Annotated in this window: 29 protein-coding genes; 14 read left to right on the top strand and 15 right to left on the bottom strand. The window is 64.4% G+C overall.

All coding sequences use genetic code 11. The features are described from left to right. Nucleotides 1–109 precede the first annotated feature (109 nt). The 3 genes from AC1VON_RS04570 to AC1VON_RS04560 all read left to right on the top strand — a co-directional run bounded on the left by AC1VON_RS04570 (nt 110) and on the right by AC1VON_RS04560 (nt 2,063). Nucleotides 110–970 (top strand): SMP-30/gluconolactonase/LRE family protein, encoded by an 861-nt coding sequence (locus tag AC1VON_RS04570; protein ID WP_483120629.1) that lies wholly within the window; start codon nt 110–112, stop codon nt 968–970. A gap of 107 nt (nt 971–1,077) precedes the next feature. Next, entirely contained in the window at nt 1,078–1,458 is a 381-nt protein-coding gene (locus tag AC1VON_RS04565) for a nuclear transport factor 2 family protein (protein WP_483126271.1), read from the top strand. After that, complete coding sequence (locus tag AC1VON_RS04560; RefSeq protein WP_483120627.1) at nt 1,437–2,063, top strand: DNA-3-methyladenine glycosylase; 627 nt, start codon at nt 1,437–1,439, stop codon at nt 2,061–2,063. The genes AC1VON_RS04565 and AC1VON_RS04560 overlap by 22 nt, the downstream gene beginning before the upstream one ends. A 111-nt stretch (nt 2,064–2,174) precedes the next feature. On the opposite strand, the gene AC1VON_RS04555 is transcribed toward AC1VON_RS04560, so the two are convergent. The 3 genes from AC1VON_RS04555 to AC1VON_RS04545 form a co-directional block, all read right to left on the bottom strand. Beyond that, entirely contained in the window at nt 2,175–2,450 is a 276-nt protein-coding gene (locus tag AC1VON_RS04555; protein WP_140771061.1) for a helix-turn-helix domain-containing protein, read from the bottom strand. Nucleotides 2,451–2,733: 283 nt separating this feature from the next. Then, the gene (locus tag AC1VON_RS04550; RefSeq protein WP_483120625.1) at nt 2,734–3,435 is read right to left on the bottom strand and encodes a phosphatase PAP2 family protein; all 702 of its coding nucleotides are present in this window, start codon (nt 3,433–3,435) and stop codon (nt 2,734–2,736) included. Between the two features lie 27 nt (nt 3,436–3,462). Further along, nucleotides 3,463–3,801, bottom strand: a complete 339-nt coding sequence (locus AC1VON_RS04545; protein WP_172347734.1) for a hypothetical protein — start codon at nt 3,799–3,801, stop codon at nt 3,463–3,465. Nucleotides 3,802–3,973: 172 nt separating this feature from the next. On the opposite strand from AC1VON_RS04545, the gene AC1VON_RS04540 reads away from it, so the two are divergent. Continuing rightward, nucleotides 3,974–5,365 carry a sensor histidine kinase gene (locus AC1VON_RS04540; RefSeq protein WP_172347735.1) on the top strand — a complete coding sequence of 464 codons (1,392 nt, stop codon included), beginning with the start codon at nt 3,974–3,976 and terminating at the stop codon, nt 5,363–5,365. Beyond that, the gene (locus AC1VON_RS04535; protein ID WP_483120623.1) at nt 5,362–6,024 is read left to right on the top strand and encodes a response regulator; all 663 of its coding nucleotides are present in this window, start codon (nt 5,362–5,364) and stop codon (nt 6,022–6,024) included. Before AC1VON_RS04540 ends, AC1VON_RS04535 begins: the two co-directional genes overlap by 4 nt. 99 nt (nt 6,025–6,123) lie before the next feature. On the opposite strand, the gene AC1VON_RS04530 is transcribed toward AC1VON_RS04535, so the two are convergent. Then, nucleotides 6,124–6,711, bottom strand: a complete 588-nt coding sequence (locus tag AC1VON_RS04530; protein ID WP_483120622.1) for a hypothetical protein — start codon at nt 6,709–6,711, stop codon at nt 6,124–6,126. Between the two features lie 272 nt (nt 6,712–6,983). Here AC1VON_RS04530 and AC1VON_RS04525 point away from each other — a divergent pair, with 272 nt between their 5' ends. Together AC1VON_RS04525 and AC1VON_RS04520 are read left to right on the top strand one after the other, a co-directional pair. After that, nucleotides 6,984–8,987: a PhoX family protein gene (locus tag AC1VON_RS04525; RefSeq protein ID WP_483120620.1), complete on the top strand. Its 2,004-nt coding sequence runs from the start codon at nt 6,984–6,986 to the stop codon at nt 8,985–8,987. A 232-nt stretch (nt 8,988–9,219) separates the two neighbouring features. Further along, nucleotides 9,220–9,444: a hypothetical protein gene (locus tag AC1VON_RS04520; RefSeq protein ID WP_483120618.1), complete on the top strand. Its 225-nt coding sequence runs from the start codon at nt 9,220–9,222 to the stop codon at nt 9,442–9,444. 22 nt (nt 9,445–9,466) lie between these two features. Here the strand turns inward: AC1VON_RS04520 and AC1VON_RS04515 are convergent, their stop codons facing one another. From AC1VON_RS04515 to AC1VON_RS04505, 3 genes are all read right to left on the bottom strand, one after another. After that, complete coding sequence (locus tag AC1VON_RS04515) at nt 9,467–10,147, bottom strand: GNAT family N-acetyltransferase (protein WP_483120616.1); 681 nt, start codon at nt 10,145–10,147, stop codon at nt 9,467–9,469. Further along, a complete protein-coding gene (locus AC1VON_RS04510) occupies nt 10,144–10,629 on the bottom strand; it encodes a MarR family winged helix-turn-helix transcriptional regulator (RefSeq protein WP_172347741.1) in 486 nt (161 codons plus the stop codon). Before AC1VON_RS04510 ends, AC1VON_RS04515 begins: the two co-directional genes overlap by 4 nt. 91 nt (nt 10,630–10,720) lie before the next feature. Continuing rightward, nucleotides 10,721–11,908, bottom strand: a complete 1,188-nt coding sequence (locus tag AC1VON_RS04505) for a flavin-containing monooxygenase (RefSeq protein ID WP_172347742.1) — start codon at nt 11,906–11,908, stop codon at nt 10,721–10,723. 427 nt (nt 11,909–12,335) lie between these two features. Between AC1VON_RS04505 and AC1VON_RS04500 the strand changes: the two genes are divergently transcribed. After that, complete coding sequence (locus AC1VON_RS04500) at nt 12,336–13,373, top strand: phosphatidylglycerol lysyltransferase domain-containing protein (protein ID WP_172347743.1); 1,038 nt, start codon at nt 12,336–12,338, stop codon at nt 13,371–13,373. Nucleotides 13,374–13,419: 46 nt separating this feature from the next. Here AC1VON_RS04500 and AC1VON_RS04495 read toward each other — a convergent pair whose 3' ends face one another. The 3 genes from AC1VON_RS04495 to AC1VON_RS04485 all read right to left on the bottom strand — a co-directional run bounded on the left by AC1VON_RS04495 (nt 13,420) and on the right by AC1VON_RS04485 (nt 16,231). Further along, nucleotides 13,420–14,181, bottom strand: a complete 762-nt coding sequence (locus AC1VON_RS04495; protein ID WP_483120613.1) for an ABC transporter permease — start codon at nt 14,179–14,181, stop codon at nt 13,420–13,422. Next, nucleotides 14,178–15,104, bottom strand: a complete 927-nt coding sequence (locus AC1VON_RS04490) for an ABC transporter ATP-binding protein (RefSeq protein ID WP_483120612.1) — start codon at nt 15,102–15,104, stop codon at nt 14,178–14,180. The genes AC1VON_RS04495 and AC1VON_RS04490 overlap by 4 nt, the downstream gene beginning before the upstream one ends. Before the next feature lie 170 nt (nt 15,105–15,274). Continuing rightward, nucleotides 15,275–16,231, bottom strand: a complete 957-nt coding sequence (locus AC1VON_RS04485) for a quinone oxidoreductase family protein (RefSeq protein WP_483120610.1) — start codon at nt 16,229–16,231, stop codon at nt 15,275–15,277. A 60-nt stretch (nt 16,232–16,291) separates the two neighbouring features. Between AC1VON_RS04485 and AC1VON_RS04480 the strand changes: the two genes are divergently transcribed. From AC1VON_RS04480 to AC1VON_RS04470, 3 genes are all read left to right on the top strand, one after another. Then, complete coding sequence (locus tag AC1VON_RS04480) at nt 16,292–16,780, top strand: MarR family winged helix-turn-helix transcriptional regulator (RefSeq protein WP_172347747.1); 489 nt, start codon at nt 16,292–16,294, stop codon at nt 16,778–16,780. A 176-nt stretch (nt 16,781–16,956) separates the two neighbouring features. After that, nucleotides 16,957–18,318, top strand: a complete 1,362-nt coding sequence (locus tag AC1VON_RS04475; RefSeq protein WP_056574100.1) for a cytochrome ubiquinol oxidase subunit I — start codon at nt 16,957–16,959, stop codon at nt 18,316–18,318. A 1-nt stretch (nt 18,319) separates the two neighbouring features. Further along, the gene (locus AC1VON_RS04470; protein WP_483120606.1) at nt 18,320–19,324 is read left to right on the top strand and encodes a cytochrome d ubiquinol oxidase subunit II; all 1,005 of its coding nucleotides are present in this window, start codon (nt 18,320–18,322) and stop codon (nt 19,322–19,324) included. 37 nt (nt 19,325–19,361) lie between these two features. On the opposite strand, the gene AC1VON_RS04465 is transcribed toward AC1VON_RS04470, so the two are convergent. Continuing rightward, nucleotides 19,362–21,950: an ATP-binding protein gene (locus tag AC1VON_RS04465; protein ID WP_483126270.1), complete on the bottom strand. Its 2,589-nt coding sequence runs from the start codon at nt 21,948–21,950 to the stop codon at nt 19,362–19,364. A gap of 246 nt (nt 21,951–22,196) precedes the next feature. On the opposite strand from AC1VON_RS04465, the gene AC1VON_RS04460 reads away from it, so the two are divergent. The 3 genes from AC1VON_RS04460 (at nt 22,197) to AC1VON_RS04450 (ending at nt 23,310) form a co-directional block, all read left to right on the top strand. Further along, nucleotides 22,197–22,469 (top strand): DUF4242 domain-containing protein, encoded by a 273-nt coding sequence (locus tag AC1VON_RS04460; RefSeq protein ID WP_172347750.1) that lies wholly within the window; start codon nt 22,197–22,199, stop codon nt 22,467–22,469. After that, complete coding sequence (locus AC1VON_RS04455) at nt 22,447–22,737, top strand: hypothetical protein (protein WP_483120605.1); 291 nt, start codon at nt 22,447–22,449, stop codon at nt 22,735–22,737. Before AC1VON_RS04460 ends, AC1VON_RS04455 begins: the two co-directional genes overlap by 23 nt. Before the next feature lie 72 nt (nt 22,738–22,809). Continuing rightward, a complete protein-coding gene (locus AC1VON_RS04450) occupies nt 22,810–23,310 on the top strand; it encodes a hypothetical protein (RefSeq protein ID WP_172347752.1) in 501 nt (166 codons plus the stop codon). Nucleotides 23,311–23,370: 60 nt separating this feature from the next. Here AC1VON_RS04450 and msrA read toward each other — a convergent pair whose 3' ends face one another. The 4 genes from msrA to AC1VON_RS04430 form a co-directional block, all read right to left on the bottom strand. Continuing rightward, nucleotides 23,371–24,096 (bottom strand): peptide-methionine (S)-S-oxide reductase MsrA, encoded by a 726-nt coding sequence (gene msrA / locus AC1VON_RS04445; RefSeq protein ID WP_172347753.1) that lies wholly within the window; start codon nt 24,094–24,096, stop codon nt 23,371–23,373. Between the two features lie 129 nt (nt 24,097–24,225). Then, a complete protein-coding gene (locus AC1VON_RS04440) occupies nt 24,226–24,525 on the bottom strand; it encodes a hypothetical protein (protein ID WP_483120602.1) in 300 nt (99 codons plus the stop codon). Nucleotides 24,526–24,608: 83 nt separating this feature from the next. After that, entirely contained in the window at nt 24,609–25,313 is a 705-nt protein-coding gene (locus AC1VON_RS04435) for a DUF1223 domain-containing protein (RefSeq protein ID WP_483120601.1), read from the bottom strand. A 142-nt stretch (nt 25,314–25,455) separates the two neighbouring features. Beyond that, nucleotides 25,456–26,592, bottom strand: a complete 1,137-nt coding sequence (locus AC1VON_RS04430) for a TadE/TadG family type IV pilus assembly protein (RefSeq protein WP_483120599.1) — start codon at nt 26,590–26,592, stop codon at nt 25,456–25,458. Between the last annotated feature and the right edge of the window lie 7 nt (nt 26,593–26,599).

Below are 26,599 nucleotides of genomic sequence, written 5' to 3'. Positions count from 1 at the left end.
GCATCTCTTGCCGGCAATTTCGTATCGATTTTCGATACTAGCGGCAATCAGGCTTTTCGAAAAGTATCGAAAATCCTAGCTCACCGCCTGTCACCACAGGAGAACAGCCATGAAACGCCTCATCATCTCAGCCTTGGTCGCCACCATCGGCATCGCGGCCGCACCAGCGGTCCAGGCCGGTGAACTCTGGCGCGCCACGGGCCTCGAACAACCGGAATCGGCGCTGCTCGACGCTCCCAACAATCGCATCATCGTCTCCAACATCGTCGGCAACCCGGGCGATGCCGACGGCAACGGCTATTTGTCAGTGCTGTCCCTGGACGGCAAGATCGTCGCCCAGCACTGGACCGACGGCATGGACGCACCCAAGGGCCTGGCGATATCGGGCGGCAAGCTCTATGTCGCCGACATCACCAAGGTCCGCGTCGTTGACCTCGCCAGCGGCAGGCTGGTCAACAGCATCGTGGTTCCGAATGCCGTCTTCCTCAACGACATGACCTCGGATCAAGCGGGCAGGGTCTATGTCAGCGACATGCTGGCCGATACGATCTACCGCATCGACGGCGACAGGCCGGAGCTGTTCGTCAGGGATGCGATGCTGGCTTCGCCCAACGGCGTCTTCGCCGATGGCGGCCGGCTGATCGTGGCCTCCTGGGGCAAGGGCATCAAGCCCGACTTCAGCACGGCGGAGCCGGGCGGGCTGCTCGCCATCGACCTCGCCAGCAAGGTGGTTTCGCCGCTGCCAGGCGCGCAGAGATTCGCCGACCTCGACGGCGTCGTCGCTATTGGCGGCGCAATCTACACCACCGCCTACATGACCGGCACGCTTTACCGCTACAAGGCTGGCGGCGCGCCGGAAGCGGTGGCGCATTTCAAGCCGGGCAGCGCCGACATCGGCACCGACGGCAAGTCGATCCTCTATGTGCCGCTGATGAACGATGGCGAGGTGGCGGCGCTGAAGCTCGACTGAGAAACGGCGCCTCGGGGCCGAGCCGCGACCTTCGCTAACAGCCGTCGATGGACCGTGGTAGGAAGGGTCATCGACGGCGATGGAGGTTTGCCATGGAAGACTTTGCCATGGAAGACGGGGACATCCGGACGGCCCTGGATCACCACTGGGCGGCTTCCGACGCAGGTGACTTCGAGACGGAACACCAGATCTACCGGGAGGATGCGGTGCTCGACTATCCGCAATCGGGCGAGCGCATCCGCGGACGGCGCAACATCCAGTCGTCCCGCGCCGCGCAGCCGAACCGCAAGCGCTTCACCGTGCGGCGGATCGTCGGCAAGGATGACCTCTGGATCACCGAATATGTCCTGACCTATGACGGGCAGCCATCCTATACCGTCAGCATCATGGAGTTTCTGGACGGCAAGGTGGCGCGCGAGACCCAGTATTTCGGCGATCCATTCGAGCCGGGACCCTCGCGGGCACAATGGGCCGAGCGGATATTGTGAGCCGTGGGGAAAATCATCCGCCGATCGCCCGTGCGGAACTGCCGAACGAGACCGTCGCTCTCGCCCGCTTCCTGATCGGCAAGCTGGTGATGCGAGCGTTGCCCGAAGGCATTGTCAGCGGCCGCATCGTCGAGACCGAGGCCTATGTCGTCGGCGACGCCGCCGGGCATGGTTTCAGGGGAATGACCCCGCGCAACCGCTCGCTGTTCCTCGAGCGCGGCCATGCCTACGTCTATCTCGCCTATGGCACCTCCATGATGCTGAACGTCTCGAGCGAGGGGCAGGGGATCGGCACTGGTGTCCTGATCCGGGCATTGGAACCGCTCGAAGGCATCGCCATCATGCGGCGGAACCGTGGCATCGAGCGCTTGCGTGACCTGGCGCGCGGGCCGGGAAGGCTTGCCTCGGCACTGCTGATCGATCGTTCGCTCGACGGGCTCGACCTCTGCCAGAAAGGGCCTTTATGGCTCGCAGGCGATGCCCAGGACCCCGGCGAGATCGGGCAAGGCATCAGGATCGGCATTTCGAAGGATGCCGACCGCCTGCTGCGATTCTATCTCAGGGGTAGCCCGTTCGTCAGCGGGCCGAGATCGCTCAACCGATGAGACGCCGGCCAGCCGCCCTCCTGCGTTGAAAGGAAGCTGGACGCGATGGGAACCGCTCCTCTCACTTCCCCGCCAGTTGCGCCGGCGCGTCGCGGATCGAGGCGGCTTAGGTCACCAGCGGCCGCCTGACGCCGGCGGTGCGGCGGGCTTGAGGCGCACGCCCCTGCCGCCGCGCTCGCTAGCCTGGTTCTCGCCGATCAGCTCCACCCCGGCCTCGTCGAGCGCCTGGATGACCTTCATCAGCGTATCGACCACGCCACGGACCACGCCATCGCTCGCTTCCATGCGCTGGATGGTTGGAAGCGAAACGCCTGCGCGCTCGGCGAGCGTCTTCTGGTCGATGCCGGCCAGGGCCCTTGCGGCACGCATCTGCGCGGCAGTGATCATCGGCCGGAACCCATGTCTGCGTCCGCGGAAATGACGCATGATGTTTCAAGCATCAGCATGAATCCTCGAGGCTTACGCACCGTCGCCGATTGTCCATACTTCCCGAGGATTGCAAGCTAGGATGTTGTCCATCTGAGGCAGGGGGTAACGCGGTTGAACATTTTCAAGGCTCTGGTGACATCGGCATGCTTGCTGTCAATGGTTCTGGCGCTGGCGGGCTGTGGTGGACACCTGATCAACAGATTGATCTGAGGGCAAGCCAAAAGGGCGCGGTCAGGCGCCATCAGCTATCGTCGCTCACCACCTTGCGCCGCTGCAGGAACCGCGCCACCAACCAGCATAGCATCGCCCAGGTGAAGCCCGCACACCAGCCCGCCAACACATCCGACGGCCAATGGACGCCGAGATAGATGCGGCTGACGCCGACCAGCACCGTCGTCAGCACGGCGAGGGACAGGACGTATATCTTCGTCGCGCGGCCATGCAGGAAGCGCGCCGCGAGCGAACCGAGCGTGAGATAGGTCACCGCCGACAGCATGGCGTGGCCACTCGGGAAGGAAAGCGACGTCTCGCTGACCAAATGCGAGACGAGCTCGGGCCGCGGCCGGTCGACGCCGACCTTCAGCAGGCTCGACAGAAGCTGGCCACCCGCCACCGCGACGAAGATGAGAAGCGCGATCCCAGGCCTGCGGATCAACAGCAGATAGATGATCGTTGCCGCCGTGATCAGCACCAGTACGCTGGCGCTGCCAAGGCTGGTGATGTCGCGCATCGCCCCCTCCAGCCATGGCGGGCCGATTGGAATACCGGGTTGGCCCGCCTGGCGGAAGGCAAGCAGGATTTCGGTGTCGAAGGCGTGTGGCGTGGTGGCGCGCGCCACCTCCATCAACTCCTCGAAGCCCCAAAGCCCACCGGCGATGACAAGGCCGGCCAGCAGGACCGGGAATTCGATCCGGTTGAGCAGAGTGCTTACAGTGTCTTTCATCCGATCGGTGCCGCAGCCTTCATTTGGTCATCGTCCTTGCAGATAGGGCCCGAGCGTGATCAGCGCCACGGCCGCGATCGCCAGCACGATGCCAGCGGCCTGCAGCGCGTTGACACGCTCGCCGAAGAACACCAGCGCGACGACATTGACCGAGACCAGTTGAATGACGGCCGAGAGGCTGAAGGACACCGACATGCCGAATTCACGGATCAGCCGCAGCATGATCAAATTGCCCAGCGAATAGAGAGCGAGCGTCAGCAGGATCTTGCCGAGGCTCGGCGCCAGGCCCCATTGCTTGGCGGCGGTCGCCGCCAGAAGGAAGATCACCGTTGAAAAGCCAAGCTGCAGCAGTCCCGAAAAACCCAACGTCCCGTCCCCTTCGAAGCGGCTGCCGCCGCGTGCGCCGCGGACCTTGTTTCCGAAGCGCCTCGAGACGTCAAGCGACCTCGTTCCAACTAAGGTCTTGGCAACGGCAAGACTGAGGCTCAATGTGCCAATGTCGCCCAGCTGTCGATGGGGAGGGGGCGGTCAGGGGCTTATGATTCGTATTCTACAGAATTTGGCGCGGCGCTGGAGCGAGCTTTCGCTTGCCCTGCAATTCCTCGTTGCCGGTGGCTTTGGCCTCCTGGCCGTCATGCTCGTGATCGGCGCCTGGGTAACGACGCAGATCCGGGACGGCGTCATGCGCAATTCGGCCGCCACGACGGCGCTCTACGTCGACAGCGTGATCGCGCCGCTGCTGCCGGACCTGCGCAAGAGCGAAGAGCTCAGCGAGGCCGTCAAGCAGGCGCTCGACGAGACGCTCGGCCAGGGTGCGCTCGGCAAACGGCTGCTTTCGTTCAGGCTCTGGCGCCGCGACGGCACGGTGCTTTATGCGAAGGACGCGGCCTTGATCGGCCGCCGCTTCAATCTGACCGACAATCTGCGGTCCGCCTTCCAGGGCAACGTCACCGCCCAATTCGATACATTCGACGAAGGCGAATCGAAGGAACAGGCTGTCGGCGTGCCCTTGCTGGAGATCTACAATCCCGTGCGCGAGCCCTGGTCCGGCGATGTGGTGGCCGTCACCGAGTTCTTCGAGGTCGCCAGCGATTTCAAGGCCACGCTGGCTTCCGCGCTGCTGTCGAGCTGGCTGGTCGTGGCCGGCACCACCTTGACGGCTTTTCTGCTGCTGTCGGGCATCGTCCTGCGCGCCAGCCGCACCATCGACGATCAGCGCGGGGCGCTGCGCCACCAGGTGTCGGAGCTGCAGGACCTGGTGACGCAAAACAGCGCCTTGCGGCAGCGTGTGCAGCGGGCGTCCCGCCGCGCCACCGCACTCAACGAAAGATATCTGCGCCGGATCGGCGCCGACCTTCATGACGGGCCGGCGCAACTCGTGGCGCTGGCGGCGTTGCGCATGGACAGCCCGGTATTTTCGGACGACGGCCATTGGACCGAGAGCCGTTCGACCGAGGTCGCGATGATCCGCAAGACGCTGGAGGATGCAATGCGCGAAATACGCGGTATCTGCACCGGCCTTGTGCTGCCACAGATAGAGACGGCCGCCGCCAAGGAGATATTGCGGCTGGCCGTCGACGAACATGAGCGCCGGACGGGAACCTCGGTGACGCTCACCGTGCCCAAGCATTTGCCCGAACCCGGCGCCTCCGAGAAGATCAGCATCTATCGTTTTGTGCAGGAAGGGCTGAACAATGCGTATCGCCACGGGCGGGCCAAGGATCAGGCAGTGCGTGCCGGGATGAAGAATGGCCGGCTTTTTGTTGAAGTGTCGGATAGCGGGCCGGGATTCGATCCGGCGCGGGTCGAGGGGCTGGGGCTAGCCGGCCTGCGGGAGCGGGTCGAAAGTATTGGTGGCCAGTTCCAGACCTTGACCGGAGCACAAGGCACGCGATTGGTAATCAGTCTATCGGTTGAGGAGCAAGCATGATTGGCGCCATTCGAATCGCTATTGTCGACGATCATCCGCTGTTTCGCGAAGGCGTGACGCGCAGCCTGTCGGAGATCGGAGGCTTCGAGATCGTCGGCGAAGGTGCGACGGCGCAGGATGCCGAACGCATCGCCTCGACGGTGCAGCCCGACATATTGCTGCTTGACATCTCCATGCCGGGCGGCGGCCTGGCCGCGGTTGCAAGCATCCTTGCCAACCACCCCGCCCAGAAGATCGTCATGCTGACCGTTTCGGAGGCCAATGCCGATGTCACCAAGGCCCTAAATGCCGGGGTGCAAGGCTATATCCTCAAGGGTGTCGGATCGCGCGCACTCGCCGACATCCTGCGCAACGTCACGGCCGGCGAGAGCTATCTTTCGCCGACGCTGTCGGCGCGGCTGCTGTCCGATCTCCAGTCCCCGCAGCCTGCAAATGGCGAAGCGGACCGGCTGCGGCAACTGACCGAGCGACAGACGGAAATCCTGCGGTTGGTGGCGGAGGGGCTCAGCAACAAGGAGGTTGCCTTGCGCCTGGAGTTGCAGGAGAAGACGGTCAAGCACCACATGACCGGGGTGCTGTCGAAACTCAACGTGCGAAACCGCACCGAGGCTGCCCTCATGATGCGTGAGTTGCGCGACCGAGACAGGAACCGCACGTAGGCCATCGCGGAACCGCGCGAGAGCCGGACAAGAGGAGGTCACCTCCGCCGGGGGCGGCGGAGGTGACGTGTGAAGCTGGTCGTTGCCTGTTGACCGGCCTCACAAGGCCTTGAGACGCCTGACATCGGCGGGCGTGGCCCGACGGTCGATGATCGTGCGGCCGAGCGCGTCGCGCATCCTGAAACGACCGTTCTCGATCTTTTCCGTCATGCCGTTAGGGTGCTCGACCGAGATCTTGCTGCCGTCCACGCTGACCTTGTCGCCGGTTGTGGCGTTGACATGGCTGGTGCCGGTGCTGCTTTGGCCGGCGCCCGATCCCGAGTCGCCGCCACCGTCATCACCGCCATCTGTTCCGGAATTGCCCCCGTTTCCATTTCCGTTGCCGCTATCGCCGCCGCTGTTGCCGCTATTGCCATTTCCGTTGCTGCTATTGCCGCCGCTGTTGCCGCTGCTGCCGGCGCTTCCATTTCCGTTGCCGCTGTTGCCACCGCCGTTGCTGCCACCGTTACCGTTACCGTTGCCGTTGTTGCCACCGCCATTGCCGCCCTTGGCGGCCTGTGCGGTGGCGGCATCGATTCCGGGGGCGGAGCCGTGCAGCGCGATTCGATAGGGAGCAATGGTCAACGGCAAAGCAGCCGCAGTGACGAGCGCCAGCCGGCAACAACGGGCCGTGATCGATCCGTTCATCCTGATCTCCGTCGATTGAGCCGGCGCGCCCACCCCAACGTTGCAACCAGCAACATCGCCGAAAGATGTATTGACCGGAAGCGACCTCCGACCGTTGCGTTTGTCCTCCAGGACCTTTGGAAGCGCAAGACTGGACCAAAGTCCGATGTCATGGATGACAACTGCCTCGCGCGGAGCCTCAGAGCAGGTATGATGTCACGAAAATGTGATCAGCCGGCTGTAGTGGTCGAAAGGCGACAAAAGCTCCAGCCACTCCAAAGCCAGAGGCCCCCATGACCGAACATCGTTCTCCCGACGCCCGATTCCGCACCAGCCTGCTCGAGGAAAACGAAGGACCGGCCATCAACCCGACCGGCAACCGCACCATGGGCGAGATCATCGCCGCGCGGTTCTCGCGCCGGGGGTTCCTGAAGGGATCGCTCGCCGTCTCGGCGATCGCCGCCACGGTCAGCCCGCTGGCCATGATCGCCGCGGACGATGCGCGCGCCGCGGAAGGCTCGGCCTTCAAGTTCGACGAGCTTCAGGCCGGCATCGACGACAAGCATCATGTCGCGCCGGGCTATGATGCCGACGTGCTGTTGCGCTGGGGCGATCCGCTGTTTGCCGATTCGCCGGAGTTCGACCCGACGAAGCAGTCGGCTGAGGCGCAGGCCAGGCAGTTCGGCTACAACAACGACTATGTCGGCTACATCCCGATCGACGGCTCGGCCGAGCACGGCCTGCTCGTGGTCAACCACGAATACACCAACTCGCATCTGATGTTCCCCGGCATCGTTTCGATCGTCGAGAAGGACGGGAAGAAGAAGGCCGAGGTCGCCCCGCTCTCGAAGGAGCAGGTCGATGTCGAAATGGCGGCGCATGGCGGCACCATCGTCGAGATCCGCAAGGAGGGCGGCAAATGGCAGGTGGTGCGCGACGGCAAGCTCAACCGCCGCATTACCTCCACCACCGAAATGGTGTTGTCGGGACCGGTCGCCGGCCATGACCGCGTCAAGACCAATGCCGACGCGTCCGGCACCAAGGTGTTCGGCACCATCAACAATTGCGCCGGCGGCGTCACGCCATGGGGCACCTATGTGATGGCCGAGGAGAACATCCATGGCTATTTCTCCGGCGAACTGCCCGAGGGCCACAAGGAAGCCGCCAACTACAAGCGTCTCGGCATTCCCGAAGGCGCCTATGAATGGGGCGCGCATTACGACCGCTTCAACCTCGCCAAGGAGCCCAACGAACCCAATCGCTTCGGCTGGATCGTCGAGGTCGACGTCAACGATCCGACCTCTACGCCGAGGAAGCGCACCGCCATGGGCCGCTTCAAGCATGAGGGCGCCGAATCGATCGTCGCCAAGGACGGCCGCGTCGTCTTCTATCTCGGCGACGACGAGCGCTTCGACTATGTCTACAAGTTCGTCACCAAGGGCACCTTCAACCCCAACGACCATGCCGCCAACAAGGACCTGCTCGACGAAGGCACACTGCATGTCGCCAAATTCGCCGAGGATGGCACGGTGGACTGGCTGCCGATCGTCTTTGGTCAAGGCCCGCTGACGGCCGAGAACGGCTTCGCCAGCCAGGCCGACGTGCTGATCGAGACACGGCGCGCCGCCGATCTGCTCGGCGCCACCAAGATGGACCGACCCGAGGACATCCAGCCCAATGGTGTCAACGGCAAGGTCTATGTCATGCTGACCAACAATTCCAAGCGCAAGGCCGACCAGGTCGATGCCGCCAACCCGCGCGCCGAGAATGCCTTCGGCCACATCATCGAGATCACCGAGACCGACGGCGATTTCACGGCCGCCAAGGGCAAACGGGAAGTGCTGCTGAAATGCGGCGATCCTTCCGTCGCGGATGTCGGTGCCACCTTCTCGACGGCGACGACGGCCAATGGCTGGTTCGGCATGCCCGACAATTGCGCGGTCGATTCGGCCGGACGCCTGTGGGTCGCCACCGACGGCCAGGGCCCGAAAGCCACCGGGCGCACCGACGGCCTGTGGGCGGTCGACACGGAAGGTGCCGCGCGGGCGACCTCGAAACTGTTCTTCCGCGTGCCGATCGGCGCCGAAATGTGCGGCCCGCTGTTTGCGCCCGACGACCAGACCGCCTTCGTCGCCGTCCAGCATCCGGGCGATGGCGGCGAGGATTGGGAAGGCTTTGGCCGCCCGTCCTACTACGAGGATCCGTCGACGCGCTGGCCCGACTTCAAGCCCGACATGCCGGTCCGGCCGGCGGTCGTCGCCATCACCAGGCAAGGCGGCGGCAAGATCGCGGTCTGATCCCGGCGCCGGTTGCTATCCGAGGAGGGGTTTCGGTTCACGAAAGCTCTCCTCGGCCGTAACTCATTCAAGCCTCGGGACAGATTGGCAATTTATTGGTGGCGCCCCAACGCGCGTCGAAACGGATTCGTGCGACGCGCGTTAGGTCTTTGTCTTGTGCATGTCGTTGTCCCAAAAACCGGAGTCACTTTTGGGCGGCATGCATTTGGGTCGTTCCCGGGAGACCGCTGCCATGTCGAAGTCAGTCTATGATCGTGGCCTGCTCAAGCCTGGCGAAATCGCCAGGCTGCAGCGCGTCTTTGACGAAGCCTGCCTGCGGCGCGGCGCGCAGCCCGATTCGCCGGAGGCGCGCGAAATCGCCCTCACCCTGCTTGCGCTCCACAATGCCGGCATGGTCGACGAGGAGATGTTGATGGAAGCCGTCGGTTTCCGCCGGCTCGAACCGAAATCAGCGTGAATGTCGGCGTTCGCGTCCAGCCCTATGCAGCGCGCTGAACGACAGCGACATTGATCGGGGTCCTCAAGCTGAAGCCAATGGACTCGTACAGCCTTATCGCGCCGGCGTTTGTGGCAAAGGCGTGAAGGTACGGGATTTCGCCGCGTGCGAAAATCTGGTTGGCCACAAACACGGACAGCAGCCGGCCAAGGCCGGTGCCGCGAAACTCGGGGTGCGCGCACACGCCGCTGAGTTCGGTATAGCCGGGCTGCTTCATGCGCTCGCCGGCCATCGCCACCAGCCTGCCCTCGACCTTCACGCCCCAGAAGGCGCCAAGGCTCAAGGCGCCCGATGTGAACGGGCCGGGCTTGGTGAGCGACGCCAAGGCCAGCATTTCGACAGCGTCCTCTCGCGTCAGGGGCTGGATGCGTTCATCAGACACGGTCTGCGACGGTGCCTCGGCAATCATCTGGACGGCGTCGGCGGTCGAGATGGCCGCGAGACCCGGCGGAAGGGCAATGGTGTCGGCTTGTGCCAAGATGATGCTCTCATCCGGGCCAACAAGATCGCCGAGCGCCTGCAGGCTTGCGGAATCGTCCGCGGCGGTGGCGGCAAAGAGGGCGATTGACGGCGAATAGCGCCTGGCGAGATCGCCGCCTTGCGCGAAGGCGCGATGCCGCGTCTCAAGCGCGCTCCAGACGGGCCGATCGAGAACATGTTTCATTGCACGGCACCCGTTTTGACACGGCGATCGAGCGGGGCCGCGGCCAGCCCATCCTCGATGGCAGCGAGTTGATCGAGAAGCGGCCCTGAAAGGTCCCGGCACAGATCCGCGACAGCGTTTTCGATGCGTGGCCACACATCCCGTTTCGCCACATCGACCAGCCGCTGGCCCTTGCCCGTCAGCGAGACCACCCGCCGTCGCTGGTCACCCTGTGACTGAATGGCTTCGACCAGGCCCAACTCGGCCAGAAGCGACACGCTCCGTGTCACGCCCGGCTGTGTCAGCCCGAGCGATTGCGCCAGTTCGCCGATGGCCAGGGGCCCGAGCCTGTCAAGAGCGGCCAGCAGGGGGTACTGGCTCGACTGAAGCGGAACCTCCAGGCCGTCGAGCAGCTGTTGCGCATCGGCCTGCAACTGTTCGCCAATGCGCTTCAGCCGGCTGCCGAGGCAGAGATAGCCAAGCGATCGGATAACGTCTTCCATCATCATTTCCCACGATAATTTGTAACATGTTATATAACATGGCATATAAAATGTCGAGGCGACATGCTTGTCGCCCGCCTCCGCGATCAAATCAGCGTGACACGCCCGAGGGCCGGGAGGAGCCGGCGATGCGCCTGGCGATCGCCTTGCCCAATATGGCGGCATTGGCAAAGCAGCCGCGAATGCTCGGCCGCATGCCGGTGAACCACAGGCCTGGCAGTTTCGGATCGGCTTGCCCGCCGTTGAAGAGCGGGACGCCCTTGCCGTCGAGCACGCCGAGATTGCCGACCATGCGCTCCAACCCGGTGCGGTAGCCGGTCGCGGCAATGACGATATCGGGATCGACCAGGCTGCCATTGGCCAGGACCACGCCGTCGCGGGTGAATTCCCGTATCGCCGGCACGATGACGATCTTGCCCGATTTGATGGCGTCGACGGCACCGTCGTCCGCAGCGATCGCCGTGTAGTCCGAGGCCAGGCGACTGACGCCGCCCGACGGCGCGGGCGGCATGCCGAATTTGGTCAGATCGCCGAAAACCAGGCGCTGCGTCGCGGCGATCGCCGCATCGGCGACGCGCAGCGGCAAACGCGCCATGAGCGGCGAGAGCCGGTGCACGGCAATCTTGCCTATGCGCTTGGGCAGAAGCGCGGGCCCATTGCGGGCCGAGAGCCAAAGGGCGGCGGTATCCACGCCGGCCAGATGATTGAGGGCATCGAAGCCCGAATTGCCGGCACCGACGACCAGCACCTTCTTGCCGGCATAGGCCGTGGCGTCGCCAAAATCCACGGAATGGATGATCCGGCCCGCGAAGGCCTGCATGCCCTTCCACTGCGGCGTGAAGGGCTCCCTGTCGCGGCCGGTGGCGACCACGACATGACGCGCCAGGCGCAAGCCGGCGCTGGTGCGCACGGCCCAGTGGTCGCCCCTGAAGGCGATGGCCTCGACGGCAACGCCGAACTCCACCGGCAGGCGGTTCGCCTCCCGGAAATCGTTCATATGGCGGATAACGGCGTCCCTCTGCGGAAAGGCGGGGGTATTCCCTGGATAGGCAAGGCCGGGCAACGCCGAGAGATCGCGGTGGGTATTGAGACGCAATTGCTGGTGCCGCCGGTGCCAGGGTTCGGCCAGCCGGCTCTCCTTTTCCAGGATCGCCGTCGGCACGCCGGCCTTGATCAGGGCATGCGCGACGGTCAGTCCGGCGGCGCCGGCGCCAATGACGATCGCCGGCTCCACCGCCACCAATTGCTCCACCATCGGTCTGGTTGTCGTATCAGCCATTCACTCTCTAGTCCCATTCAGCCGCCGCGCATTCCCGCAAGGCTCGCAGCAGGCTGTAACCGTTTGATCGCGCGCAGACCCATATATGGGTGTCATTGCCGAACCCTGCGCCGGGCCGCGGCCGCGCTCCAGAACGTTTCGTCGCCAAACGGTAACGACTGGATGCGGAAACGCGGCCAAAACAACAAGATGGAGCGGAATGCCCGCTTCTGTCCGAATACATCCAGCCCTATATGGCATATCGGCGGCATCGGCGATAATCAGGTCGCGGCAATGTGATTGATTCGAGCTCCGGGGGCTGGCGGATCTCGTTACCGGCGCAGGAATTCGAAACCGATTCGGCTTCCCGCGCAAAATCAGGACGCCGTGGCGCGTCTTGCGTGTCGACAGGCACGCCACGCCACAGACGGCACGCGGAATCTCGACCATGCCCTCCTTGCGGATCTATTTCGACAAAATCCTCGAGGGCGCCTCGCCCAAGGTCGAGCGCATGGCGTTGACGCATGTCGAACGCCTGGCGCTTGTCCGCCGCCATGGCGATTTCTCGCTCGCCTATTCCACTGCCGTGCAGGGCAAGCTTTCCTATTTTGGCGATGCCGACGGCTACATCGCCTTCGGCACCAAGATGAAGCATCATTTCGCGCTTGGCGACCCGGTGGCGGCGCCGGCGCGACGGGCCGACTACATCAGGCGCTTTGTCGAGACCGCCGGCGACCCGTGGTTCGTGCAGATCGGCGAGGATACCGCGCGCGTGCTGGCCGGGCTCGGCTACAAGATCAACCGGCTGGGCATCGACACAAGCCTCGTTTTGCCCGAGCATGATTTTTCCGGCAAGCGAAACGAGACCGTGCGCTATTCCGAGCGCTGGCTCTTGAAGAAGGGGTTTTCGTTCGACGAGGACAAAAGGACCGTCTTCCTCGACGAGATCACGCGACTTTCCGACAATTGGCGCGGCGACCGCATCGTCAAGCGCTGGGAAATGGGTTTTCTGAACCGCCCCTTCTACGATCAACTCGGCACCGACATGCGCCGTTTCGTGCTGCATGGTCCCGACGGCGAGCTGGTCGCCCTGCTCGATTTCGATCCGCTCTTTCGCGACGGCAAGGTCGTCGGCTACACCACCGCCTTCAAGCGCAAGCATATCGATGCCTCACCGCACGCCGAGATCGGCCTGACCAAATTCGCGGTCGACAGGTTTCGCGAGGAAGGCATATCGGTGGTCACGCTTGGCCTGTCGCCGCTCGTCGACGTGACCCCAAGCGGATTTGCCGAAAGCGACTTCTGGCGCAACGCCTTCCAGCGCGCCTACTCCTCGCCGTGGGTCAACCGCCGCAGGTTCAACCTGCAGGGCCAGGCGGCATTCAAGCGCCGTTTCCATGGTCTGGAGGAACCGGTCTACCTCGCCTTCCGCAAGGGGACCTATATCGAGATGCTGGGGCTGCTGCGGCTGGTCAAGGCGATCTAGGGACGCGTCGCGCGGCCTTGGCCATGCCTTATCATTCGTGGGGGCGTCAGTTCCGCAGCCGGTAGCCGGTCTTGAAGATCCAGGCGACGACCGCGATGCAGGCGGCCAGGAAGACCAGCGTCATGCCGAGACTGATGCCGACCGAGACGTCGGCCTTGCCGAAGAAGCTCCAGCGGAAGCCGCTGATCAGGTAGACGACCGGGTTGAACAGCGTGATCGTCTTCCAGATGCCAGGCAGCATATGGATCGAATAGAAGCTGCCGCCGAGGAAGGTCAGCGGGGTGATGATGAGCAGCGGCACCAGCTGCAGCTGCTCGAAGCTCTTCGCCCAGATGCCGATGATGAAGCCGAACAGGCTGAAGGTCACCGCCGTCAGCACCAGGAAGGCGATCATCCAGAACGGATGCTCGATCCTGAGCGGCACGAACAGGGAGGCGGTGGCCAGGATGATCAGGCCGAGGATGATCGACTTGGTGGCCGCCCCGCCGACATAGGCGATGACGATCTCCAGATAGGAGACCGGCGCCGACAGCAGCTCGTAGATGGAGCCGACGAATTTCGGGAAGTAGATGGCGAAGGAGGCGTTGGAGATCGACTGCGTCAGCAGCGACAGCATGATCAGCCCCGGCACGATGAAGGCGCCGTAGGCGATGCCGTCGATCTCGGTGATGCGCGAGCCGATGGCCGAGCCGAAGACAACGAAGTAGAGCGATGTCGAGATGACCGGCGAGATGATGCTCTGCAGCACGGTGCGGAAGGCCCGCGCCATCTCGACCCGGTAGATCGCCCAGACAGCGCGCAGGTTCATGGCTCTCTCCTCACCAGATTGACAAAGATCTCCTCGAGCGAGCTGTTTTGCGTGTCGATGTCGCGGAACTGGATGCCGCCGGCCTCGAGATCGCGGATCAGCGAGGCGACGCCCGGCCGCTCGGCCTGGTTGTCATAGGTGTAGGTCAGTTGCCCGCCATCCGGCGACAGCTCCAGCGCGTAGTGCGAAAAGGCCTCCGGGATGGCCGTCAGCGGATTGCGCAGTTCCAGCACCAGCCGCTTGCGGCCGAGCTTGCGCATCAGCTCGGCCTTGTTCTCGACCAGGATGATCTCGCCGCGGTTGATGACGCCGACACGGTCGGCCATGGCCTCGGCTTCCTCGATGTAGTGGGTGGTGAGGATGATGGTGACGCCATCCTCGCGCAGCCGGCGCACCATCTCCCACATGTCCTGACGCAGTTCGACATCGACGCCCGCCGTCGGCTCGTCGAGGAACAGGATGCGCGGCTCATGCGACAGCGCCTTGGCGATCATCAGCCTGCGCTTCATGCCGCCCGAGAGCGTGATCGCCTTGGCGTCCTTCTTGTCCCACAGCGAGAGATCGCGTAGCACCTTCTCGACGAAGGCCGGGTTGGCCGGCTTGCCGAACAGGCCGCGGCTATAATTGACCGTCGCCCAGACGCTCTCGAAGGCGTCGATGGTCAGCTCCTGCGGCACCAGGCCGATCAGGCTGCGCGCCGCGCGGTAGTCCTTGCCGATGTCGTGGCCGTCGACGGTGACGGTGCCGGTCGAGCGGTTGACGATGCCGCAGACGATCGAGATCAGCGTCGTCTTGCCGGCGCCATTTGGGCCAAGCAGCGCGAATATCTCACCGCGGTTGATGTCGAGATTGACTTCCTTGAGCGCGGTGAAGCCGGTGGCGTAGGTCTTGGAGACCCCGGAAATGGACAGAATGGAGGGCATGGGCTGAAAACGGCTGCCTGAAAGAGGTTCCCTGATATAGGCCGAATGTCGTTGTGTGCAACCGCAAGTCAATGCGTTGCTGACAATTCTGGACAGCGGTTGCGGCGGCCAGAGCTCTTGCCTTGACGCTATCCCCGCGGGAAACCGCTTCATGCTTTTCCTGGAATGCCTTAGCCCAGGGTGAACACTGTACGTCTCGTGCTGTCATCCCTGGCCCATGCCTGCTCGACATCCGCCAGGGGCACGGGCGTGGTGGCGATCTGAAGGCCGGCCGGGACCACGGCGCGCAGCAGATCGCCGGTGCAGGCGATGAAGCGGTCGAGCGGGACGCTGCCGATGCCGCTGCCCATCAAGGCAATCGCGGATGAACGGAGCACGGCACTCGGCAAGGTGATATCGGACCCGCTGACGGCGCCGATCTGGACGAAGCGGATCGGTACGGCATCGGCTCCGGCCTTGGCCGCGGCAATGAGCAGACGTTCGGCGCTCTTGCCCCAGAGATAGTCGATGACGACATCCACGCCCTCTCTGAACTGCCTGATGAAGCTTTCTTCAAGAGCCGCCCCGTCCTCGATGAGCGGGATCGTCACATCCGCCCCTAGCGCCGCGACGGAGTCTAACGCGGCTGCGTTGCGGGCAGTGGCGATGATCTTCTTCGCCCCGAGATGCCGCGCGATCTGAACGGCGAGGCGGCCGGCCGTGCCGGTGGCGCCGTTGACCAGCACGGTTTCGCCCGGCTTGAGCTTCGCCCGCTCGGTAAAGGCCGCCCATGACGACATGCCGGGATTGGCGATGGCAGCGGCGGTGACGTCGTCCAGTCCTTCGGGCAGTGCCACGCAATGCGCCTCGGGCACGACGGTCCGCTCGGCCATGCTGCCATTGGGCGCCCTGGGCAGCGCGAAATAGACCTTGCTTCCGTCCTCGATCCGGCCGACGCCGTCGATGCCGACGACAAAGGGGAACCGGCCCGAAGAGCTGTAATGCGAGCCCGAGGCACGGCTCTTCACGACATGGCTGATGGCGGCGGCGATGACCGTGACACGGTTTTCGCCCGCCGCCGGCACCGGCTCGGGGAAGTCGCCATAGACAGGCGCTTGCCCGGCGCCTGGGACAATAGCGGCTTTCATGATGGTCTGCCTTTCTGGGGTCCATTATATGTGTATAATGCACATATAGGGAGATCCATCATGCCGTCAACAAAAAACGTGCAAAATACACATATCTCGGATCGGCTGCGCCAGATTCACGAGGCCGTGCTCGATATTGTCGGCCTGATGAACCGGCCGCAACGCGACGAGTTGCTGATCAGGGCGGCCGGCATTCCGCTCGACCGGGCACTGTTCCCGCTGCTCGTCGGCATCGAGCGTTTCGGGCCGATCGGCGTCGTCGAGATGGCCGACCGTGTCGGGCGCGACTACACGACCGTCAGCCGCCAGGTCGCCAAGCTGGAGAGCCTCGACCTTGTGCGGCGCCGGCCGGGCAGCGCCGACCGGCGCGTGCGCGAAGCCGTTATCACACCGAAGGGCAAGGCGATGACCGACCTCGTCGACGCGGCGCGCGAGAAGATCGGCCGCGCCATTTTCGAGACATGGGAGGCGCGCGACATCGACGAGCTGGTGCGGCTGATGCGCAAGTTCGCGGACGCGCTTGGCGCGGTGCCGGAGGCCAGTACTTAGAGCAATTCCAGGAAAAGTGTGAAATGGTTTTCCGTCCGGAATTGCGAGCAAAGAGACACGCGGCATGGACCGGTAAAATTGTCCTGTGGCGTTCAGCCTCGCGGCAGGACGCCGCTTTGACCTGAACCTGCTTCGGGCCTATCCTTCATCAATACTTGCAGCAGCCGGAGCCCACCATGGACCCGCTCATACTGTCGCGCATCCAGTTCGGCGCGAATATTTCGTTTCATATTCTGTTTCCGACGATCACCATTGCACTTGGCTGGGTGCTGCTGTTCTTCAAGCTGCGCTACAACGCCACCAATGATTCCGCCTGGATGCGCGCCTATTTCACCTGGGTGAAAGTGTTCGCGCTGTCCTTCGCCATGGGCGTGGTCTCGGGCGTCACCATGAGCTTCCAGTTCGGCACCAACTGGCCAGGCTATATGGAAAAGGTCGGCAACATCGCCGGGCCGCTGCTGGCCTACGAAATCCTCACCGCCTTTTTCCTCGAGGCGGCCTTCCTCGGCATCATGCTGTTCGGCTTTCGCCGCGTCTCCAACCGCGTCCACACGCTGGCGACGGTGCTGGTCGCCGGCGGCACCACCCTGTCGGCCTTCTGGATCATCGCGCTCAATTCCTGGATGCAGACGCCGGCCGGTTTCGAAATCCGCGACGGCGTGGCACACGCCGTCGACTGGTGGGCTGTCGTCTTCAACCCGTCCATGCCCTACCGCCTCGTTCATATGCTGCTTGCATCGGGTCTGACCGTATCATTCCTGATATCGGGCCTGTCGGCGCTGCGTTATCTCCAGGGCGACCGCTCGGAATCGATGTGGAAGGCGCTGCGCACCGGCGTCTTCACCGCGGCGGTCCTGATCCCGATCCAGATCTTCGCCGGCGACCAGCACGGGCTGAACACGCTGGAACACCAGCCGCAGAAGATCGCCGCCATGGAAGCCAACTGGAACACCGGCCCCAACGTGCCGCTGGTGCTGTTCGCGCTGCCCGACGAGGCGGCGAGGGAGAACAGATTCGAGATCGCCATTCCCGACGGCGCCAGCCTGGTGCTGCGGCACAGCCCCAGCGGCGTGGTGCCGGGGCTGAACGATTTTCCCGGCAACCACCCGCCGGTCTTTCCGGTGTTCTGGGGCTTTCGCATCATGGTCGGCACCGGTCTGCTGATGCTCGCCGTTTCCTGGTCGGCCGCCTTCTTCCTCAAGCGCCGGCACAGCCTGCCGAAGCCGCTCGCCATGCTGATGGTCCCGATGGCGCTGTCGGGCTGGCTGGCGACGCTGGCCGGCTGGTACACGACCGAGATCGGCCGCCAGCCCTGGCTGGTGACGGGCGTGCTCAGAACCGCCGACGCCGTCGGTCCGGTGGCGGGCAGCCATGTCGCGCTGACGCTCGCCGTCTATCTCATCCTCTACGTGCTGCTGCTGATCGCCTATCTCGGCGTGCTGGTGCACCTGGCGCTGAAGGCGGCCAAGGATGGCGACACCTCGCCATTGCCGGGTGTCATGAAAGCAGCGCTTTCACAGCCGGCGGCGGGAGAGTGACATGAGCTTCGATTGGCCAACGGCCCTCCCCCTCATCTTCGCCGGCCTGATGGGCCTCGCCATCCTGATCTACGTCATTCTCGACGGCTTCGACCTCGGCATCGGCATTTTGTTCGCGGTCGCCGAGGACGCCGAGCAGGATACGATGATCGCGGCGATCGGTCCGTTCTGGGACGCCAACGAGACCTGGCTGGTGCTGGCCGTCGGCCTGCTGCTGGTCGCCTTCCCGATGGCGCATGGCGTCATCCTGACCGCGCTCTACATTCCGGTGTTCGTGCTTTTGGTCGGGCTGATCCTGCGCGGCGTCGCCTTCGATTTTCGCGCAAAGGTGCCGAGCGGCAAGAAGCATCGCTGGAACCGCATCTTCTTCCTCGGCTCCGTCATCGCCTCGCTCGCGCAAGGCTATATGCTGGGCGTCTATGTGCTCGGCCTCGATGTCGGCGTGGGCGGCATGGCATTCGGCGCGCTGGTGGCGTTCTGCCTGGCCGCGGCCTACGCGGCGATGGGCGCCGCCTGGGTGATCTACAAGACCGAAGGCGCGTTGCAGAAGAAGGCGGTGCGCTGGCTGCGCACCGCGCTGGTGCTGACCGCGCTCGGCATGGCGGCGGTGTCGCTGGCGACCCCCTTCGCCAGCCCGCGCATCTTCGACAAATGGTTCGTCTGGCCGCAGATGCTGTACCTGTCGCCGCTGCCGATCCTGTCGGCGCTGCTGTTCCTGTGGCTGTGGCGGCAGACCTTCCATCTGCCGAAACCCGACGACCGCCATTCGCTGACGCCGTTCCTGACGCTGGCCGGCATCTTCGTGCTCGGCTTTGCCGGCCTTGCCTGGTCGTTCTACCCGTTCGTGGTGCCCGATCGGCTGACCATCTGGCAGGCGGCGTCGGCTACCGAAAGCCTGGCCATCATCCTGGCAGGCACCGTGGTGGTGCTGCCGATCATCATCTTCTATTCCTTCTATGCCTACCGCGTATTCGGCGGCAAGGCGACGGATCTCACCTACGACTGATACGCCGCCTTCCCAACCGCCGAGGCATGGCGAAGGGTCAGATCAACCCGCTGTCGCGCGCGGCCGCGGTCGCCTCGCCGCGCGACACGGCGTCCAGCTTGCCCAGCACCGCAGAGACATGGTGGTCGACCGTCTTGGGCGAAATGGCGAGATGTTCGGCGATGCGCTTGTTGGACAGGCCGCGCTCGATCAGCTGCAGCACTTCCATCTGGCGCTGGGTCAGGCCGGCGCTGTTGGCGCGGGTGGTGCGGCGCGGGCCCCTGGCAATGTGAATGACGCCGCTCTGTCGCATGATGTCGCGCACATGGCTCGCGACCGGCCGGGCGCCGAGCGCCTCGAGAATCTCCAGCGCCGTGCGCTGCGCGGCCTCGTCGCCCTCGGCGAGCGCCAGCGCGCGTTCGTAAGGGGCGTCGAGTTCCGCCCAGGCAGAGGCCGCGCCCCGCCAGTCACCGGCCAGCAGCATGCGGTAGGGCGCGGCCATGCCTGACGTGTCGCCCGGATCGGTATCGGGTGCCAGAAGCTGCCGCCAGCCGGCCAGTTCCGCGAAGACCGCCCGCGTCGGCGACAGGCCTTCGGCAAGGCCGATCAGGCGCAGCGCCTCGGCCTTGTCCGCCTCGCCGAGCCAGGCCCGTTCGGCAATCACCGCCGCATAGGGCAACAGGCGCTGCAGCTCGGCTCCCCTTTCCAGAAACTGCTTCATCTCGGCCAGAAGCGGCTCGGCCGAGGGGTCGCCGCGGCGGACCCTCAGCCGCGAAAGCGCCACAAGGGCCGGATAGCGCACCAGTGCCGTCGCCCGGTCGTTGGCAATCACATCCAGAGCCTCGGCGGCCGCCTCATTCCAGCATCCCTGACGCAGCAGCAGCTGGGCCCGCACGCCACGCATGTAATCGCGCCATGTCGCGAGATCGTTCTCGATGCAATAGTCGATGCCGCGATCAAGGAAGGATTGGGCCTGGCTGTAGCCCAGCTGGTTCATCTCGCCACAAGCGCAATTGGTGAACGCGCGAGCCGCATGTTCCTGGAAATTCTCTTGCAGCGCGATCTCGAGGCTGCGGACAAGATGCAGCCGGCTTGAGTCCAGGTCCAGCCACTGCTCGGCGGCGCCGACATTGTTGAGAGCATGGCAGACGACTTCGGGCCTGTTCAGCCGTTCGGCGAGCTCGATTGCCCTGGCACCCAGCGACAAGGTCTCGTCCAGCCTTTCGGCCAGCATCGCCAGTTGCGAGAGGTTCGAATAGGCCATGGCAAGCTCGGCGCTGGCCGGTACGGTCTCCAGCAACGCGACCGCCTGGGCGCCGAACATGTCGGCGGCCTGCCGGTCGCCGACAAGATAGGAAAAGCGCGACAGCCATCTGAGGCTGTCGCCTTCCTTCAGCGTGTTGCCGAGCGCCTGCTGCAAGACACGCGCCTGTTCCTGCGCCTTGATGGCCTCTTCGATGCGCGCGATCAGATGGCATTCGAAGGCATATTGCTCGTAAAGGCCGGCGCGCTCTTCCTCGGGCAAGGTGTCGGCCTGGCGCAAGGCGACCTCGTAATAGCCGGCGGCGTCGCGATGGGCGCCGACACGCGAGGCTTCCCGCGCCGCGATCGGCGCGAACTCGCGCACCGCCTCGAGATTATGCGCTTCCACCGCATGGTGGACGAGGCGCGCGGTGGCGATATCCCTGTTCTCAAGCAGCGCCGACAGCGCACGCTGGTTGAACAGTCTCCGGGAACTCGTCGTCAGCATCATCTCGATGGCGCGGCGTGCGATCTCGTGCCGGAAGGCGTAGCCGTCGCCCAGGTCGTCAAGCAGCCCATGCGACACACATTCCGCGAGCTGACCGGCGGCGGCCACGCCGCACAGGCCCTGCAAGGCCCAGGCGTCGGCGCGTCTGGGAAACACCGACACCGCGTCGAGCATCGAACGGGCGCCGGCCGACAACCGTTCGGCGCGTGCGACAACGGCGTCGCGCACGCTGGCAGGTGGCGTCATCTCGTTGTCGGCGCATAAAAGCTCGGTGACGAAGAAGGCATTGCCGGCCGTCGCCCGGTAGATGGCGTCGCCGTCGCGGCCGGCGGCAATGGCGAGCGAGAGCACCGCCGCCTCGCTGAGCAGCGGCACTTCGATCCGCACGACATTGCCGGTGGGAATTTCGCCGAGCGCACGACGCACGCGCATCTGTCCTTCACTGCGGTCGGTGCGCGCCGTCAGGACGAGCAGGATGTGGGTGTTGGCGATGCGGCGGCCGAGAAAGCGGACGAAATCGAGCGTCGCGTCATCCGCCCAGTGCAGGTCCTCGATGATCAGGAGCGTCGGCTGCGTCCTTGCCTCGAAGACTTCGAGCGCGTCGGAAAACAGTGGCAGCCTCTGTCCCTGCCGGGCATCGATCGCCCGCGGCATCGACCATCGCGCCTCGCGGGCGAGATCGTAGAGCGGCCCGAGCGGGTCCGGTATCGAAAGATCCTCGCAGGCGCTGCGGAAAATGCGCACGCCGTCGCCAACGCCGCCGACGAAAGCCTCGACAAGGGCCGACTTGCCGGCGCCTGCCTCGCCGGACAGCGCCGCGACATGGCCGAAGCCACGCGTGGCCTCCGCGAGAAGTCCATCCAGCTGCTCCAGCTGTGCCTGCCGTTCCAGAAGCATCGTCATTCGCTCAACAGGGATGGTGTCTGGGCGTATCCCTGGACGTCCGCCACGAGCGTCCGGGACGATGACCGGAAATGTGCCCCTCCCCACATTTTCGGTGCCACCTACCACATAACGTCGCCACTATAGGGAATCTTCCAACAAAAAAATAGGGAAAGGCTCCGATGCGCGCCCTTGGCGAGCGTGATCAATGTCCTGCCGCGCTCAAATCGAGCGTGAATCAACGAAAAAGGGAAACTTGATATGCCTCGCTATGTGGTACAACGCACATTTCCTGACGGCCTCATCGTGCCGATGAACGACGCCGGCGCCGACGCGCTGGGCGGCGTCATCATGCGCAATGCGGAGAAGGGCGTGACCTGGGTGCAATCCTTCGTGTCGCCCGACAAGAAGCAGAGCTTCTGCATCTATGACGCGCCTTCGCCGGAAGCGATCCGCAGCACGGCCCAGAAGAACGCGCTGCCCGTCGACAAGATCACGGAGGTGCGGGTCCTTGACCCTTACTTTTACCGTTGATCCCTTCGATGGGCGTCAAACTGCCCTTCGCGGCGGTGGCGACATCCCTGACGAAGCGCTCGGCGAGGTGCTGGCGGCTTCGAGACCCGTCGGACGACGGCCGTTACTGGGCCGGCTTCCCTGGCGGCTTGCCTCGCTGCTGTTCGCACCATTGCGCAAGGGTCGGCGCCGGTTGCCACCGCAGGACGACTATCTGAGACGCGACATCGGCTTGCCGGAGCTCGAGGAGCTGCCGCAGTACTGGGATTTCACCCGGTCAGACCCCTGACACGTGCAGCCATCCGATTTCGCGGCGGCGGGAGCGGCTGCTCCCGCGCACCATCAACAACGAGGAGAGAAAATGAACATTCATGTGTGGACCAAGCATCTCATCAACCTGTCGATCCTGTCGATCGCGGCCACGGCGGCGAATGCCCGTGATACGGGCACGCTGGATGAGAAGGTACGGGCAGCCAATGGCCGTTTCGAGAATGTGGCGATGGCCACCGCCGAAGGCTATGCGCCGATCCCTTGCGCCAGCGGCATCAGCGGCGGCGCCATGGGCATCCACTATGTCAACGCGGCCTACCTGAAGGACGATGCCGTCGATCTCGCAAAGCCGGAGGCTGTCATGTACGAGCCGATGGCGGACGGCCGGCTTAAACTGGTGGCGGTCGAATACATAACCTCGAAAGGCCCGGCCTCGCTGGAAGGGCAGCTGTTCAACTTCAACAGCGCGCCCAATCGCTATGGCCTGGGCGCCTTTTACGAGCTGCATGTCTGGGCCTGGAAGAAGAACCCGACCGGCACCTTCGCCGACATGAACCCCGATGTGTCGTGCGACGCGATGAAGGCCATGTAACGGCTGGACAGCCGGGGCGCGTATCTACCCCCCGCGAGGGATATACGCGCCCCGTCGAACTCAGTTGCTCGCCGACAGCACCAGCACCGGCTTCTCGCTGTACAGCGCCGGGAACAGCTGCTTCAGGTTCGCCACCTTGGGCAGGTCGTTGTAGACGATGTAGGGATAGGTCGGGTTCAGCGTCAGAAAGTCCTGGTGGTAGTTCTCGGCCGGGTAGAAGGTCTTGCCGGTCTCGATCGTGGTGACGATCGGCGCCCCATACAGCTTGGCCTTGTCGAGCTGGGCGATGTAGCTCTGCGCGATCTTCTTCTGGGTATCGTTTTCGGCGAAGATCGTCGAGCGGTACTGGGTGCCGGAGTCCGGACCCTGGTAGTTGAGCTGCGTCGGGTTGTGGGCGACCGAGAAATAGACCTGCAGCAACTGGCCGTAGGTCACCTTCGAGGGATCATAAGTGATCTCGACGGATTCGGCGTGGCCGGTGCGGCCGGTGCCGACCGTCTCGTAGACGGCGTCATCCTTGGCGCCGCCGGTATAACCGGAGACAGCCTGGCTGACGCCCTTGACGTGCTGGAACACGCCCTGCACGCCCCAGAAGCAGCCGCCGGCGAAGATCGCCTTCTCGCTGCCCGAGGCCGCCTTTTCGTCCAGCGCCGGCGGCGGGATCACCACGGCGTCTTCCGCCGAGACGGCCGGCGTCAGCCAGAAGGCGGCACCGGCGGCGGCCAGGGCGAGTGCGGCGAGCGCACTCCTGGCAAAGCCGGTCGAACGGGTCTTGATGTCGGTCATGGTTGCACTCCTCATGGCTTGCCCCTTTGATCAGCAACTGGGGATCAGTCTATTGGATCAGCTACGATGGCGCGATGCGCGAGTTGCGGCCCAGCCTCACATTCGTGCGACCGGGCGCATGTCCTCGCCCTAGTTGGCCGGAGCCATGGCGTCCGCCGCCGGCTTCATCGCGTCGGCCGCGGGCTTCATCGCATCAGCGGCGGGCTTCATCGCATTGGTGGCCATCGGGTCGGCGGGCTTCATCGCGTCGGTCGCCGGCTTCATGGCATCGGCTGGCTTCATTGCATCCGTGGCCGGTTTCATGGCGTCGGTCGCCATCGCATTGGCCGGCTTCATGGCATTGGTCGTGTCATCGGCACGGGCGCCGGCGACGAAGACGGCGGCCGAAAGCGCGAAAGCGAGCGCCGGCAGGGTCAGGTACTTGGTCATGGGAGTCTCCTTGGGTTTTGGCGCGCGGAAGCGGGCCGGGTGATGCGTTGCCGTGTTCCACGGCCCCGCGCGATAAAGGATGATCAGTTGGTCGCGGCGGCCAGGATCGGCCCGCCGCCGGGCGATTGCACCAGCACGGCGGTGCTCAAGCCACTGGCCGCGGCGGGCAGCGCATAGGCGGTGGCGTCGCCGGTCCAGTTGCCGAGCTTTTCCAGTGCATGGACGACATTGGCATGCGGCAATGTGCGGCCGGTGTTTTCGCCACGGGCGACCGGCACCTGCACGACGCCCTTGGTATAGCGCACCAGCCAGACATCGGCCTTGCCGCCGGGTGCCGCGCCGGCACCGATCGCGACCTTGCCGCCCTCGAGCGACAGCGAGGGGCCGCCGGTCCTGGCCGTTGCCTTGATCAGATGCTCGATTTCGCCTTGCGCGGCGCCGACGACATCGGCATGGCCGTTGACCACCACCTGCGGGGTGAACGGGCCGTCATGGCCGAGCGACGGTTCGTAGGAGACCTGGCGCTGGGTGAATTCCTGTTTGCCGAACGTGTCCTTCCAGCCGAGATAGTCCCAGTAGGTGACGTTGAAGGACAGCGCCAGCACGCCGGGCTGGTCCTTGACCTTGATGAGGTTGGCGTTGGCCGGCGGGCAGGACGAGCAGCCCTGGCTGGTGAACAGCTCGACCACGGTAAGCGGCTGGGCGGCGGCGGCACCGAGCGAGGCCGCGAGCGCGAGCGCGCCCAGGCTGGACAGTGCGGCGAACCTCAGGGCAGGTAATCTCGGCATCGGCTTGCTCCATGGGGGCGGCGCTGGGACGCGCCGGTCATTCCCCATTTCGCTGATACCTGCCGCTTCGTTACAGCGCTCACCGGTTTGTGATGAGGCGCGATCGTCCTTCCCCCACACGGGGTGAAGGACGAGCAGGTCCTTACTGCGTCAGCGCCGTCTCGGATGGCCGCTGGTTGAAGTCGCACTTGCCGGTGACATTGTAGAAGAAGTCGGCATTGGTATAATCCGCCGGAAGGGAGTTACCGCCATCTTCCCAAGCCTGGTAGCTGGTCTCCGCGCACGGCACGACTTTAAAGATGTCGATCAGCTTGCCCGCGGCAACCTCGACCAAGGGCGTGAGTGTGGTGCCCGGTACGGTGCCCAGATAGAGGTGGTTGGAGGTATTGGTGTCGTTCGATTTGAACGTCGCCTTGTTGCCGGTCGTGACTTCCATCTGCAGGGAGAGCTGGCCCATCTGGCTGACGTCGACGGCGGCACCGGCGCCGTCGGCAGGCACGTTGGTGGTGGCGCACGTGATCTGGAAATAGATCGTCTTCTTGCTGTTGCCGTCGTATTCGGGGCTCACTATCGCGCCCACCGGCGGGTTGGTGAAATTGGATGTCGAGCCCACGGTGGTGCACGTCTGCGTCTGGACCACGGTCGGCGTCGAACCCTTGACAAGCGATATCGTGGTCGTGCCGTAGCCCTTCTGTTCCTTCATGGAATAGGATTTGGTCCCGACCTTGTATGTATAGGTGTAGGGCGCGTAGACGTAACTGGCCGTCATCAGTTTTTGCGCCGCCGACCCGCCGAAACTCGTGCCGTAAAGCGTCACCGTCTTGTTCCAGTAACCCGACACCTTGTCGACCTTGAACGTCGCCTGCACCAGGCTGGGCGCCTTGTTGACCCCCGATTTGACCGCGACCGGCACGCTGTTGATCCTGGCGATGGTCATGAAATTGGTCGGCATGGCGAAGCTGGCCGACGTCTGCGCCGCGACGGTGCCGTCGGAGGCAACGTTGAAGCTCACCAGCGTCGCGGTGCCTTGGCCGTTGTTGGCGATGAAATTGTCCTGCAGCGCCTGCTGGCGGTCAGGCAGCGTCGTGGTCGTCGGCAGCGTGGTGATCGCCAGCGTCGCGGCATCCAGCGCGGCCTGCATGCCGGAGCGGGTCTGGACGGCATCGGTATAGTCGACCGAGAAGCCGACGGCGCTGATCAACGGCACCAGGCTCAGGAAGAACAGCGGCATCATGGACCCGCTGCGGGAGCGGGCAAACCTGTCTGCAATTTTCTGCATTTCTTTA

The sequence above is a fragment of the Mesorhizobium sp. HAY1-8B genome (assembly GCF_056868045.1).
The sequence above is the reverse complement of the archived record's forward strand: the minus strand, read 5'-3'. Positions and strand labels throughout refer to the sequence as shown.